Source organism: Ideonella margarita, assembly GCF_038066635.1.
Lineage (GTDB): Bacteria > Pseudomonadota > Gammaproteobacteria > Burkholderiales > Burkholderiaceae_C > Ideonella > Ideonella margarita.
Genome location: NZ_JBBUTI010000003.1, coordinates 36,829 through 49,961, shown reverse-complemented (window position 1 = coordinate 49,961; position 13,133 = coordinate 36,829). Strand labels below are relative to the sequence as shown.

Genomic DNA, 13,133 nt, shown 5'->3' with positions numbered 1-13,133 from the left:
GCAGCCCCTCAGGCTTCCAGGTCGGCATCCGCCGCCAGCAGCCCGCTGAACAGCGGGTCCTGGCGGTGGCGCGGGCGGTAGGCACTCACGCGCTGGGCGATCGCCGCGATGTGATCCGGCGTGGTGCCGCAGCAGCCGCCCACGATGTTCAGGAAACCCGCGCGGGCGAAGTCTTCCATCAGGCCGCCCGTCACGTCCGGCGTCTCATCAAACCCGGTGTCGCTCATCGGGTTGGGCAGGCCGGCGTTCGGATAGCAGCTGATGTAGGTGTCACCGGCCAGGCGGCTCAGCTCTTCGATGTACGGGCGCATCAGCGCCGCGCCCAGCGCGCAGTTCAGGCCCACGGCCAGCGGGCGCGCATGGCGCACCGAGTACCAGAACGCCCCAACGGTCTGGCCCGACAGGATGCGGCCCGAGGCGTCGGTGACGGTGCCCGAGATGATCACCGGCAGCCGCTCGCCCGTGTCTTCCATCAGCTCGTCGAGCGCGAAGATGGCGGCCTTGGCATTCAGCGTGTCGAAGATCGTTTCCACCAGGAACACGTCTGCACCGCCTTCCAGCAGGCCTTCGGCCTGTTCGCGGTAGGCCGCACGCAGTTCGTCGAAGGTGACGTTGCGCGCGCCCGGGTCGTTCACGTCGGGGCTGATGCTGGCGGTGCGCGGGGTCGGGCCAAGGGCGCCGGCCACGAAGCGCGGCTTGTCGGGCGTGCTGTACTTGTCGCAGGCGGCGCGCGCCAGGCGGGCTGCGGCCACGTTCATCTCGCGGGCCAGGTGGCCGAGGCCGTAGTCGTCCTGGGCCACGCTGGTGGCGCCGAACGTGTTGGTCTCGATCAGATCGGCGCCAGCGGCCAGGTACTGCTCGTGGATCTCGCTGATGACGTCCGGGCGGGTCAGCACCAGCAGGTCGTTGTTGCCCTTCAGGTCCTTCGGATGTGCCTGCAGCGCGGCATTGCGGAAATCGGCTTCCCCCAGCTTGTAGCGCTGGATCATCGTGCCCATGGCCCCATCGATGATGGCGATGCGTTGGGCCAGGATCGCGGGCAGGGCCGCGCCACGGGTGTAGACGGAAGACTTGGCGTTCATGACCGCATTGTAGGAAACGCGGCCGGCTCGCCGCGCCCCCGGGGGTTTAGGGCAGCCAGCGCACCCGTGCCTGGGTGTCAGGCTGCACGGGCTGCGAGCCCCCCAGAAACTGCACCAGCGCTTCGGCGTCAAGCGGACCGGTGAGGCGCTCCGTGCCCTCGCGCAGCAGGGTGAAGCCGTCGCCCCCATCGGCGATGAAGTTGTTCACCGTCACCCGCAGGCGTTGCTCGGGCAGCACGGGCTGGCCGTTCAGCATCAGCTGGCGCACATGCTGGCCGGCCTCGGCACTGGCATGCCACTCGTAGGTCAAGCCGGCCGACGGGTGCAGGATGGCCGGCGCTTGCGGATTGGCGCGCTGCTGGCTCTCGAGCACGCGTTGCAACTGGGCACCACTGAGCGTCATCGTCACCAGTGCGTTGCCAAAGGGCTGCATGGTGATGACCTGGCCGTAGCTGATGGTGCAGGGCGTTCCGCTCGCCTTGTCAGCCGCCGTGCATTCCAGATCACTGCGCACACCGCCCTGGTTCATCAGCGCAAGCTGCGCACCGCCCGTGGCGGGGCTGCGGGTGGCGGCCAGCTGGGCATCGGCCACGAGGCGGCCTGCGGCATTGTCCACCGGGCCGCCGTTACCAGTGCCGCCGCGCTTGAAGTCTGCCGTGATGCGGCCCACCGGCTGGTTCGCCAGCGGGGCCACGGCCTGCGCCATCGCTGCCACCTCGGCGGCCACTTGTGCATCAGGCTGCGCATTCAGCAGCGCCCGCGCCAGCGGGGCGGGCAGGCCGGCGGCCAGTTGGCGGCGCAGGGCAGGGTCGGTGCGCTCGTTCAGCACCGGCACGTTCAGGCCGCGGGTCTGGCTGCGTTGCACGCGGCCGGTGTCGCTGTCGAGCACCAGGTCGATCACCGACAAGCCGCGGCCGTACGCCGTGGCCTGCATCACCAGCCGGCCGTCCATCTCGCAGCGGTAGCCCTGGTGGGTATGGCCGGTCAGCAGCAGATCGATGTCGGGTGAGAGCCGGCGGTTGATCTCGAAGATCGCGCCGCGGGCCTTCGGGCAGCTGCCGTCGTTCCAGTCGCCGCGCTGGCTGGCCTGGCCGATTTCTCCGCCCTCATGCACCAGCGCGATCAGGGTGTGCACGCCAGCCGCCTTCAGCAGCGCTGCGCTGCGGTTGATGGCATCGGCCTCGTCGTCAAAGCGCAGTCCGGCAATGCCGGAGCGCATCACGATGTCGGGCGTGGTGCGGGTGACGGCGCCGATCAGGCCGACGCGCACGCCGCCCACATTGCGCACCACCGAGGGCGCCAGCACGATCTGGCCGGTGGCTTCCGCTACCACGTTGCCGCCCAGCAGCGGGAACTTCGCGCCCCCCCAGAGGCCGTTGGCACAGCTGCGCGCCGGGTTGCCGGCCTGGGTGGCGGCGCAGCCACCATTGATCAGGCGCTGCAGCTCGGCCCAGCCGGCGTCGAATTCATGGTTGCCCACCACGCTGGCGTCCAGGCCGATGCGGTTCATCACCGCCACGGTTGATTCATGGCGGAACAGCGACGAGATCAGCGGTGAGCCGCCGAACAGATCACCCCCCGACAGCAGCAGGTGGTTCGGGCTGTCGGCCCGCAGCTCACGCACCAGGCCAGCCAGGGCCGCAGCTCCGCCCGACGGTGCGCGCAGCCACTGACCGGGGTTGGCCGGGTCAGGCAGGTCCAGGCGCAGGTCGGCGGCTTCGAGGTGGCCGTGGAAGTCGTTGAAGGCCATCACCCGCAGCGGCACCGGGGCGGCGGTGGCAGCCCCCACACCCAAGCTGCCCAGGCCGCCCAGCAGGGCGAACCCGGCCAGCGCGGCCTTCAACGTCAACACGGCTGTCGCCTTCACCTGCGCCTGTGCCATCAAGCCTCCCCGGCCTGGCCGAGGGCCAGCACCTTCAGTTCTTCATTGATCCGCTCAACGCGTTCGGTGAAGAAGTTGTTGAACACCAGACAGAACACCGCAATGCCGATGCCCGCCGCCGTGGCGATCAGCGCAGTGCCGATGCCGCGGCTCACCGCCTGCGGATCAGAGACGCCTTGCGCCGCCAGTGCGGTGAAGGTGTCGATGATGCCCAGGATGGTGCCCAGCAGGCCGAGCAGCGGCGACAGCGTGATGGTGGTGTCCAGCAGCCACAGGCCGCGGCGCACGCTGCTTTGCTGCTCCAGGTAGAGCGCCTGCACCTTCAGGTCCATGCGCTCGGGGTCGCTGGTCTTCAGCGAACGAACGCCGGCCACCATGTTGGCATGCGGGCCGTGGCTGGCGCGGGCCAGCTCGGCTTGCAGGGCGCCCTCACCCGGCTGGGTCAGGGCGGCCAGCAGGCGCTTGCGCGCCCGGATGACGAAGGTGTTGTAGATCAGGCGCTCGACGATGACGATCAGGGCGAGGGCCATCAGCCCCGCCATGGCCACCAGCACGAGGTCGTGGAAGAAATTGAAGTTCATGGTCAGAAGTCAGTCTGCAGGGACATGCTCACGAAGCGCGGAGCGCCTTGGTACAGCGAGGGCTGCGAAGAGCCTGCACCGGTGGCATTGACGGTGAAGCTGGAGCCGCTGCCGGAGTTGGCCAGCAGGTACTGCTTGTTCGTCAGGTTGCTGAGGTTCAGGCGCAGCACGGTGTTGCGGGTCCAGTCGGTGGCGGGCAGCTGCCAGGCGGCGTTGAAGTCGATGGTGGTGTAGCCGCCGATCGACTGGTCGTTCGTCATCGTGGTGTAGCGGCGGCTGGTGTACTTGCCCGACAGGTTCAGCATCAGCGGGCCGTCCGACCATTGCAGGGCCAGTGCGGCCATGCCCTTCGGGGTGTCGGGGAACTGCTTGCCCGAGGTGGCGGCGGTGTAGCTCACGACCTTCTTCGTCACGCTGTCCACATACGAGTTCAGCAGGTCGTTGTCAAGCGTGCTGACCGTGTAGGTGCCCGACGCGTAGGCGCTGAAGCCCATGTAAGGCACGGTGCCCAGTTCCACCTCCAGGCCCTTCATGGTGGAGTCGCCGACGTTGATGTCGAACTTGCCGGCCTGCACCGGGTCGTAGCCCGAGCCGATGCGGTCGGTGAAGCGGGTGTAGAAGCCGGTGACGCTGCCCTTGACCAGCGGCGTCTTGAAGCGCGCGCCCATGTCGAGGTTGACGGCGGTTTCCTGCTTCACGGTGTTGCGCACCTGCACCACGTAGGTCGATGGTGCACCGTTCACGTAGACCACGCTGGTGACCGCATTGCCGAGCTCGAAGTTGCTCGGTGCGCGCAGGTTCTTCGAGATGCCGGCAAAGGCCTGCACTTCCGGCGTGAACTGGAAGCTGGTGTTCAGGCTCGGCAGCACTTCCGAGTAGCGACGCGTCAGCACATAGTCGGCACCGCCGCCGGAGCCGTCGTTGGCGGTGTTGGTGAACTCGCGCTTGATCGAGCGCCAGCTCACGCCCGGGATCACGCGCCACTGGCTGTCCACGTCGATCGTGTCCTGCAGGAAGGCGCTCTGGCCGGTCGACACCGTCTTCCAGTCACGGCCCTGGTAGAGCGTGCCGTCGGCGCGGCGCAGCAGGGCGCCGTCGCTGTCGAGCCACTTGGTGGCGATGGCGCCGTTGTTGTCCACGGTGGTGGCCGGCTGGGTCTGGCGGTGGTTCGCACGCTCCATCCACACGCCGCCGAGCAACTGGTGGTTGTCCATCGAATGGCTGAGCTTGATGGTCACGCCAGGACGGTGGGTTTCCGTCAGGCTGCCGCGGTAGACCATGATGGTGTCGAGCGTGTCGCCGTCACCGTTGATGTCCTTCACGCCGCCGCCCAGGCGGGTGCTGCCGGAGCCTTCTGCCACCGAGGTCTGCTGCACGCCGCCGGTGCCGTAGCCGTACCAGAAGTACGGCTCCACATCGAGGCGGGTGACGGGCGAGAGCTGCACATGCGCGCCTGCCGTCAGCAGGTAGTTCTCGAACGGGTTCAGGGCGTAGCCGTAGTAGGCGGTGCCCGACGCGATGGTGCTTTCGTTCTGGGCGGTGCCAGCCACGGGCGTCAGGTGCTGCGGCACGACGGTCGCGAAATCAGCCGTGTAGCCCAGCGTGCCCACCTGCTCCAGCGTCAGCGTGCGGAAGTTGTTGTTGACGGCCTTGTTGTAGAGGATGCCGGCGTTCAGCTTGACGTCGCCCATCTTGAATTCGGCGCCGGCGTCGATGTGGGTGCGGTCGGCCTTGCCTTCGCCCTTCCACTTGTCGACCTGGCTGCTGCTGATCGAGGCGAAGCCCTTGAAGTCACCAACCTGGCCGGTATCGGCGCGCAGGAAGACGCGGCGATAGCTCAGGCTGCCGGCCGACAGCGAGGCGCGCACGCGGGCCTTGTCATTCGCGCCGCAGGAATTGATGCCGACGTTGCCGCCCGAGGCGCCCACATGCGGGGCTTCGGTGTCGGAGGCGCCCTGGGTCAGCGAGATTTCGCAGGTGTTTTCCAGGTCGGTGTATTCCTGCGGATAAACCGCGAAGTTGCCCGAGTCGTTCACCGGCGCGCCGTTGATGGTGAAGCCCATCTGGTCGCTGTTGAAGCCGCGCACGCGCAGGCTGCCGCCGAACAGGCCGGTGGCGTCGTAGCTGTAGCTGTTCACGCCGGGCATCAGCGACATGGCCTGGAACGGGTTCGAGCTGGCGCGCACCTTGTCGAGCTGGGCCTTGGTGACCGTGCTCTTGGCCTTGGGCGTGTCTTCGTCGACCAGCAGGCCGGTGCCGAGCTTGTCACCTTCGCCGGTGACGGTGATCTTGCCGATGTCGGTGCCGGCTTGTTGTGCCAGGGCCTGGCCGTGGGCGGTCAGGGCCAGCAGTGCCAGGGTGATGGCATTGAGCGTGAAGGGGCGCATGGTGGGTGTCCTTGTGGGAGGGTGTTGCTGCAAGAAAAAACAGGTGGGTCGATCAGTCGTCGAGCGTGTAGTCGATGGCGATCACGAAACGGTTGCTGGCCTGGCCGGGGTAGGCGTCGTCCGGCATGGCGGGGTAGCGGCCGCCGCGCACGGTGCGCAGCGCCTCCACATCCAGCAGCGACGAGCCGCTGCTGGTCTCGATGCCGGCGCCCTGCAACTGGCCGTTGCGAGAGAGCTCCAGCCACACGCGCACCGTGCCGGTGGGACGCAGCTGGCGGGCCTCGCGGCTGTTGGGGTAGCGCTTGATGCTGTTCAGGTAGCCGCGCAGCTGGCTGGCGTAACCCTGCTCGGCCGAGGCGTGGGCGCGTGGTGCGGGCGCGGGCGCGGGCGGAGCCGGGGGTGCGGTGGCGGGTGCTGCGGCTGGCGCAGGTGGCGTGGCCGGCGCAGGCGGTGCAGCAGGCGCGACAGGCGCCGTGCTCGTCGGCCCGGTGGCCACTTCCGTGGCGTTGGGCGACAGCACGGGTGCAGCCGGGGCCGGCGCGGGCGGCTGGCCTGCGCTGGTCGGGGGCACCTCCAGCGCAGGGCGCGGCGGTGCGGGCAGCGTGGGTTCAGCCGGTGTGGGCGCGGGCAGGTCTTCCCACTGCACCTTCACCTCATTGCTGACCGGGGCGGTGGACACCGCCGCAGGCAGATGCTGCAAGCCCCACCAGCCTGCGGTCAGGAACAGCACGGCCGTGCCCAGCGCCGCCGGATCGCGGCGGTCGTTCAGCCAGTCGATCATCAGCCGACCCGCTTGGTGGCGAAGGTGATGGCGTCGATGCCTTGGGCGCGCAGCGCGTCCATCACATCCACCACGGATTGCCACTTCACCGACTGGTCGGCGTTGATGACAAAGCGCTTGCGCGAGTCTTGTTGATGGATGCTCTGCACCCGGGCGGTGAGGGTGCCGGCCGGCACGGCCTGGCCGTCGAGCGAGACGCTGCCGTCAGCGCCGAGCGTGACGATGACCGGCCGCTGGTCGGTGACCATGCGCTGCGCGGTGCTGCTGTCGGGCAGGGCGGTCTTCAGGCCGAAGCTGGGGATGACGTTGGTGCTGATCAGCACGAAGAAGATCAGCAGGAACATCATCACGTCGATCATCGGAATGATCTCGATGCGGGCCTTGCGGGGCGGTGTTTCGTCGAAGTGCAGCATGGCGAACCAGATCGTGTGGCGCCACAAACAAGCGCAGCCCCCCGGGGCGGGCCGGGCGGCTGCGGTTCGCGACGCGTGAAAGCGGGTGAGGCTCAGTGCTTGAGCCACTGACAGTGGCGCAGGCTGTGACCTCTTTCACGACGATTCTGGTGACGGAATGTGCAAGGAGCGTGACGGCTCCGTGTCAGCCGCGTGTCACACGTTCAGCGGCAGGCCCACGTAGTTCTCGGCCATCGCGGTCATCGCCGCTTCCGACTTCACCAGGTAATCCAGCTCGGCGCTCTGCATGCGGCGGCCGAAGGCGCCGGTGTCCGGGAAACGGTGCATCAGCGAGGTGAACCACCAGCTGAAGCGCTCGGCCTTCCAGATGCGCGAGAGCGCACGCTCCGAGTAGGTGTCGATGCCCACCGCGTTGCCGCGGTAGTAGTCGGTCAGCGCATGGCTGAGCAGGCCGACGTCGGATGCCGCGAGGTTCAGGCCCTTGGCGCCGGTGGGCGGCACGATGTGCGCGGCATCACCGGCCAGGAACAGCCGGCCGAAGCGCATCGGCTCGGCCACGAAGCTGCGCAGCGGGGCGATGCTCTTTTCAATCGACGGGCCGGTCACCATGCGGGCGGCGTCTTCGGCCGGCAGGCGGCGCTTGAGCTCGTCCCAGAAGGCGTCGTCGCTCCACTGCTCGACCTTGTCTTCGAGCGAGCACTGCACGTAGTAGCGCACACGGCTCTTGCTGCGCATGCTGCACAGCGCGAAGCCACGCTCGTCGCTGGCGTAGATCAGTTCCTCATGCACCGGCGGCACATCAGCCAGCACGCCCAGCCAGCCGAAGGGGTAGACCTTCTCGAAGGTCTGCATGGCGTCGGTCGGCACGCTGGCGCGGGCCACGCCGTGGAAGCCGTCGCAGCCGACGATGAAGTCGGCGTGCACCTCGTGGGCTTCGCCCTTGGCGGTGAAGGTCACGCGCGGCTGGGTGCCGTTGAAATCGTGCAGCTGCACGTCGCTGGCGTTGTAGACGGTGCCGAGGCCGGCGGCGGTGCGGGCGTCCATCAGGTCACGCGTCACTTCCGTCTGGCCGTACACCATCACCTTGCGGCCGGTCAGCGCATGCAGGTCGATGCGGTGGCGGCGGCCGTCGAAGCACAGGTCGAACCCGTCATGCGGCAGGCCTTCGCGGTGCATGCGGGCGCCCACGCCGGCGGCGTCCAGCAGGTCCATCGTCACCTGTTCCAGCACGCCGGCGCGGATGCGGCTCAGCACGTAGTCGGGCGACTGGCGTTCGATGATGACGTGGTCGATGCCGGCCTTGTGCAGCAGGGCGCCGAGCAACAAGCCGGACGGGCCGGCACCAATGATGGCGACTTGGGTGCGCATGGGGGTGTCTCCGAAAGTGTGGATAGCTGGCCGCAAGCGTAGGGCCGTGGCAGCGCCAAGCCAATGGACAGAAAACGCAAGACATTGAACAATTCGAACATTCCATGGCCGCACAAACCCCCATCCCTTCAGCCGCCCAGCCCACCGCTGCGGTGCGTTCGCTGCCCTCTTACCTGCTCTACGGTGAGCAGGGCGGGGCAGCGTCGTCAGAGCGGCTGCACGTGGAAACCATCTCGTCGCGCAGCCGGCTGCATGACTGGGAAATCCAGCCGCACCGCCACGACACCTTCTTTCAAATTCTGTACATGGCGCAAGGCCAGGCCGAGGCCCGGCTGGACAGCCAGGTATGCCCCTTGCGCGGCCCCTGCGCGGTGTGCGTGCCGGCGCTGGTGGCCCACGGCTTCCGGTTTGACCCCGGGGTGGAAGGCCATGTGGTGACGGTGCAGGAGCGCCACCTGGCCAGCCTGCTGGACGCCGTACCGGGCCTGTGGGCGCGCCTGGCCCAGCCGCACTGGCTGGCCTTGCGCGGCCACGGGCCGGCAGCGCGCAGCCTGGGCAGCGCCGTGGCCACCTTGGCCGCCGAATACGCCAACCCCCAGCCCTGGCGCGCGCTGGCGCTGGACGCCGCCCTGCTGCAAACCATGGTGAGCCTGGCCCGTGCGCTGCCCGACGATGCGCCGGTGCCCGCCGCCGGCGCCGGCCGGGCCGCTGACCACCTGGCGCGCTACCGCGCCTTGATCGACGCGCGCTTTCGCCTGCAGCCCCGTGTGGCTGATCTGGCGGCGGAGCTCGGCCTCACGCCCACCCAGCTCAACCGCATCTGCCAGCGGGTGCTGGGCCGCAGCGCGCTGGCCCTGCTGCATGACCGCCTGATGCTCGAAGCCCAACGCCAGCTGACCTACACCACGCTCAGCATCAAGCGCATCGGCCTCGATCTGGGCTTCACGGATGCGGGGTATTTCACCCGCTTCTTCCAGCGCCTGAGCGGCCTGGCCCCGGGCACCTGGCGCGAACAGGCCCAGCGTTGAGGGCGGCCGGCACCGCCGCAGCTTGAGTGTCCGGTTGCATGGCGTTGCAACCTGTCTCAAGTTTTCAGCCGGCATGGCCGATGACCAGTGCAGAGAAGTCGTCCCGGCGATCCCGGGCGACCAAGCACAGGGAAACATAGTCATGTCGGATACGGTGTCGGTTCAAGCGTTGCGCGTCGGGATGTTTGTGCATCTGGACGTGGGCTGGATGGCGCATCCCTTCCCGCTGTCGAGCTTCAAGATCGCGTCGGCCGAGCAGATCGAGACCATTCAAGGTCTGGGGCTGCGCCAAGTGCGCTGGAGCCCCGAGCGCAGTGATGTGGACATCCACGGCGTGGCCGTGGTGCCCGCAGGTGAAGGCGTGGCCGCCATCGACGAAGCCGCCACCCCGGCGGCCAATGATGAGCAGGGCGCCGCCGTGGGCGCCAGTGCCGCCGACCAGGCCCAGGCCGCCCGTCGTGCGGCCGAAGCCGCCGCCGTGCAGGCCCGGCGCGAGCTGGCTGAGCGGGTGTCTGCCCAGCAGGCCGCGCTGCGCCAATGTGAACGCCAGTACGGCGAAGCCTGCCGTGACCTGCGCCGCATCAGTGACGCCGTGGTGGGCACCCCGGTGAAGGCGCGCGAAAGCGCCGACATGCTGACCCGCGCCCTGCTGGACAAGATGCTGGTGGACGGCGAGCTGTGCCTGCGCGTGCTGGGTGAGCCTGGCGGCGACCGCCACTCGGCCCACGCGATGAACGTGACCGTGATCTCGCTGCTGCTGGCCCGCGCGCTGGAGCTGGAAGACAGCGTGCTGATGGACATCGGCGTGGGCGCGCTGCTGCATGACGTGGGCAAGCTGGCGCTGCCTGACCGCGTGCGCCTGCTGCACGACGATTTCACCCATGCCGAAGCCGCGCTTTACCGCGATCACGTGGCCAAGGGCGTGGCCCAGGGCCAGCGCATGGGCCTGAGCAACGGCGCGCTGCTGGTGCTGGCGCAGCACCACGAACTGGCGGACGGCACCGGCTACCCGCGTGGCGCGCATCTGACCCAGATCAGCCCGGCGGCCCGCATCGTGGCGATGGTCAACACCTACGACAACCTGTGCAATGCCGCAGTGCCGTCGAAGTCGCTGACGCCGCACGAGGCCCTCTCGCGCATGTTCGCGCAGAGCCGCAACAAGTTCGACGCCGACATGCTCAGCGGCTTCATCCGCCTGATGGGCATCTACCCGCCGGGCTCTGTGGTGCAGCTGTCTGACGAGCGCTACGCGATGGTGATGACGGTGAACGCCGCCCGCCCGCTCAAGCCGCGCGTGCTTGTGTACGAAGCCGGTGTGCCGGCCGATCAGGCGCTGCACGTTGACCTCGACCGCGAAGGTGACCTCGGCATCCGCCGCAGCCTGAAGGCCGCGCAGCTGCCCGCCCGTGCCGCCGAATACCTGCGCCCCCGACAGCGCGTGGCCTATTTCTTTGACGTCGAGGCCCCGCAGCCTCTACCGGAGGCGGCATGATTCCCCGCGAACCAGGCCTGCAGGCCTGGCTCGACGGCACGGAGGACGCCGCTGGCGCCCAGGAGTGGCTGCAGGTGCTCGACGAGCCGGCCTGGCTGGTGGATGTGGCCAGCTGCACGCTGCGCGCCATCAACCGCGCGGGTGCCGACTGGCTGGGCCAGCCCGCGCACCAATGGCCGGGCACCGCTGCCGATGAACTGCTGCCCACGCTGGAGGACGCCGCCTACTGGGCCGAAGTGCGTGCCGGCCGGGTCGGCCGACTGAGCTCGGACCTGGAATTGCCGCGTGAACATGGCGGCCTGGCCCTGGTGCACCGCAGCGTGGTACCCATGGGCGGCGCCCAGCCCCACAGCCTGCTGGTGCGCCTGCGTGACCGCAGCGCCGAAGCCGCCGCCGCGCTGGAGCGCGAAACCCTGCTGGCCGAACTGCGCGCCACGCTGGAGGCCACCGCCGACGGCATCCTGGTGACCGACCTGTCGGGCCACATCTGCGCCTTCAACCGGCGCTTTGCCACCTTGTGGGAGCTGCCCGAAGCCGCCCTGGCCGACCGCAGCGACGAAGCCGTGTTCGACTGGATGCGGCTGGGTGTGCTGCAGCCCGCCGACTACCAGCGCCGGCTGCACCAGATCGGTCAGCAGCTGATGCTCAGCACCACCGACCACATCACCCTGCTCAGCGGCATCACGCTGGAGCGCCAGACGCAGCCGCAGTGGAGCGCCGGCCGGCCCATCGGCCGCGTGTGGTCGTTCCGCGAAAGTGGCCGCAAGCTCAGCAGCGCCCCGCGCGAGATAGGCACCACCGGCGTCGACAGCCTCACGCTGTGGCCCAACCGCAGCGGCCTGCTGCTGGCGCTGGACGAAGCGCTGGCGCGCCCGGGTGAGCCCTCGGTGGCACTGCTGTGCCTGAGCTTTGATGCGCAGGCGTTGTTCGCCATCAGCGGCCGCAACCGCGCCCGCGCCCTGGATGAACTGGTGGAGGGCCTGCGCGCCTGCGCGCCGGCCCATGCGCGCGTGGCCCGTCTGGGCGGCGCCCGCTTCGCCGTGATGCTGCAGCAAGGCGGTGAATCGGCCGCCGAGCGGCTGGCCGAACGCCTGCAGGGCATCGCCTGCCGCTTGCCCGCCGGCCTGCTGGCCACCGAAGGCCTGCGCCTGCAGATCGGCATCGCCGCCACGCCGCGTGGCGGTGGCTGTGCCGAAGATTTGCTGGTCCATGCCGAGGCCGCGCTGCAGCGCAACGGCCGCGACGGCGGTGGGCGCGGCTGGACCGTGCACACCGGCCTGGCTGACGATGAACGCCAGCATTTGGAACGCCTGGAGCGCGCCGTGCGCGAGGGTCTGGCCGATGACGCCTTCCGCCTGCACTGGCAGCCCCGCGTGGATGCCCGCACCGGCCAGGTCGTGGCGGCCGAGGCCCTGCTGCGCTGGCATGATCCGGTGCGCGGCCTGCAACTGCCGGCGCAGTTCCTCGGGGCCGTGCAGCGCCTGGGCCTGATGGTGTCGCTGGACGACTGGGCGCTGGAACGCGCGCTGCACCAGGCCGTGGCCTGGCGGCAGGCCGGCATGGCGCTGACCCTGTGCGTGAACGTGAGCGCGGCCTCCCTTGGCCAGCCCGGTTACGCCCGCCGCGTGGCGGCGCTGCTGGAATCGACCGGCTGGGCCGCCAACATGCTGGAGCTGGATCTGCAGGAAAGTGCGCTGCAGGCCGACGCCGAATCGGCGTTGTTCAACCTGCAGGCGTTGCACCGCCTGGGCGTGCGCATGGTGCTCGACAACGTCGGTGCCAGCGACACCGCGCTGGCCTTGTGGCGGCGGTTTCCGCTGGCTGCCGTGAAGCTGGACCGCAGCCTGGTGCGTGGCTTGCAGCGGGCCACGCCCGACACCGCCCTGGCACAGGCCATCGTCGCCTTTGCCCAGGCGCTGAAGCTGCCTGTCTATGCCGTGGGCGTGGACAACGAGGTGCAGCGCCGCTGGCTGTGCGACGCCGGCTGCGCGGGCTGGCAAGGCCAGCTGTGCGCCCCGGCGCTGGATGTGCGGGGCTTCGAGATTGCAGCTCGTCCGCGCGGCCGTGCACCTGCGGCCAATGAGCCAGCCGCGCCCGAGGCCGGCGTGGCCTGAGCGCC

Annotated in this window: 10 protein-coding genes; 3 read left to right on the top strand and 7 right to left on the bottom strand. The window is 69.2% G+C overall.

Annotated elements, in window-relative coordinates:
* Positions 1–8: 8 nt before the first annotated feature.
* The 7 genes from AACH00_RS04725 to pobA all read right to left on the bottom strand — a co-directional run bounded on the left by AACH00_RS04725 (position 9) and on the right by pobA (position 8,494).
* Complete coding sequence (locus AACH00_RS04725) at positions 9–1,082, bottom strand: homocysteine S-methyltransferase family protein (RefSeq protein WP_341397932.1); 1,074 nt, start codon at positions 1,080–1,082, stop codon at positions 9–11.
* Between the two features lie 46 nt (positions 1,083–1,128).
* Positions 1,129–2,934 carry a bifunctional metallophosphatase/5'-nucleotidase gene (locus AACH00_RS04720; RefSeq protein ID WP_341397931.1) on the bottom strand — a complete coding sequence of 602 codons (1,806 nt, stop codon included), beginning with the start codon at positions 2,932–2,934 and terminating at the stop codon, positions 1,129–1,131.
* 29 nt (positions 2,935–2,963) lie between these two features.
* Positions 2,964–3,545: a MotA/TolQ/ExbB proton channel family protein gene (locus AACH00_RS04715; protein WP_341397930.1), complete on the bottom strand. Its 582-nt coding sequence runs from the start codon at positions 3,543–3,545 to the stop codon at positions 2,964–2,966.
* A 2-nt stretch (positions 3,546–3,547) separates the two neighbouring features.
* A complete protein-coding gene (locus AACH00_RS04710) occupies positions 3,548–5,932 on the bottom strand; it encodes a TonB-dependent receptor (protein WP_341397929.1) in 2,385 nt (794 codons plus the stop codon).
* A 52-nt stretch (positions 5,933–5,984) separates the two neighbouring features.
* Positions 5,985–6,713, bottom strand: coding sequence for an energy transducer TonB (locus AACH00_RS04705; RefSeq protein ID WP_341397928.1), 729 nt, complete (start codon positions 6,711–6,713; stop codon positions 5,985–5,987).
* Positions 6,713–7,126, bottom strand: a complete 414-nt coding sequence (locus AACH00_RS04700) for an ExbD/TolR family protein (protein WP_341397927.1) — start codon at positions 7,124–7,126, stop codon at positions 6,713–6,715. The genes AACH00_RS04705 and AACH00_RS04700 overlap by 1 nt, the downstream gene beginning before the upstream one ends.
* Positions 7,127–7,321: 195 nt before the next feature.
* The gene (pobA, locus tag AACH00_RS04695; protein WP_341397926.1) at positions 7,322–8,494 is read right to left on the bottom strand and encodes a 4-hydroxybenzoate 3-monooxygenase; all 1,173 of its coding nucleotides are present in this window, start codon (positions 8,492–8,494) and stop codon (positions 7,322–7,324) included.
* A 104-nt stretch (positions 8,495–8,598) separates the two neighbouring features.
* Here pobA and AACH00_RS04690 point away from each other — a divergent pair, with 104 nt between their 5' ends.
* The 3 genes from AACH00_RS04690 (at position 8,599) to AACH00_RS04680 (ending at position 13,128) form a co-directional block, all read left to right on the top strand.
* Positions 8,599–9,522, top strand: coding sequence for a helix-turn-helix domain-containing protein (locus AACH00_RS04690; RefSeq protein WP_341397925.1), 924 nt, complete (start codon positions 8,599–8,601; stop codon positions 9,520–9,522).
* A 142-nt stretch (positions 9,523–9,664) separates the two neighbouring features.
* Positions 9,665–11,014 carry a cyclic di-GMP phosphodiesterase gene (locus AACH00_RS04685; protein ID WP_341397924.1) on the top strand — a complete coding sequence of 450 codons (1,350 nt, stop codon included), beginning with the start codon at positions 9,665–9,667 and terminating at the stop codon, positions 11,012–11,014.
* On the top strand, positions 11,011–13,128 hold the full coding sequence (locus AACH00_RS04680; protein ID WP_341397923.1) for an EAL domain-containing protein: 2,118 nt from the start codon (positions 11,011–11,013) through the stop codon (positions 13,126–13,128). The genes AACH00_RS04685 and AACH00_RS04680 overlap by 4 nt, the downstream gene beginning before the upstream one ends.
* Positions 13,129–13,133: the final 5 nt, after the last annotated feature.

Bases quoted from the DNA above. Each gene is read 5' to 3' on its own strand.
- AACH00_RS04725 (WP_341397932.1), bottom strand. From the start codon at position 1,082: ATGAACGCCAAGTCTTCCGTCTACACCCGTGGCGCGGCCCTGCCCGCG.
- AACH00_RS04715 (WP_341397930.1), bottom strand. From the start codon at position 3,545: ATGAACTTCAATTTCTTCCACGACCTCGTGCTGGTGGCCATGGCGGGG.
- AACH00_RS04710 (WP_341397929.1), bottom strand. From the start codon at position 5,932: ATGCGCCCCTTCACGCTCAATGCCATCACCCTGGCACTGCTGGCCCTG.
- AACH00_RS04705 (WP_341397928.1), bottom strand. From the start codon at position 6,713: ATGATCGACTGGCTGAACGACCGCCGCGATCCGGCGGCGCTGGGCACG.
- AACH00_RS04700 (WP_341397927.1), bottom strand. From the start codon at position 7,126: ATGCTGCACTTCGACGAAACACCGCCCCGCAAGGCCCGCATCGAGATC.
- pobA (WP_341397926.1), bottom strand. From the start codon at position 8,494: ATGCGCACCCAAGTCGCCATCATTGGTGCCGGCCCGTCCGGCTTGTTG.
- AACH00_RS04690 (WP_341397925.1), top strand. From the start codon at position 8,599: ATGGCCGCACAAACCCCCATCCCTTCAGCCGCCCAGCCCACCGCTGCG.
- AACH00_RS04685 (WP_341397924.1), top strand. From the start codon at position 9,665: ATGTCGGATACGGTGTCGGTTCAAGCGTTGCGCGTCGGGATGTTTGTG.
- AACH00_RS04680 (WP_341397923.1), top strand. From the start codon at position 11,011: ATGATTCCCCGCGAACCAGGCCTGCAGGCCTGGCTCGACGGCACGGAG.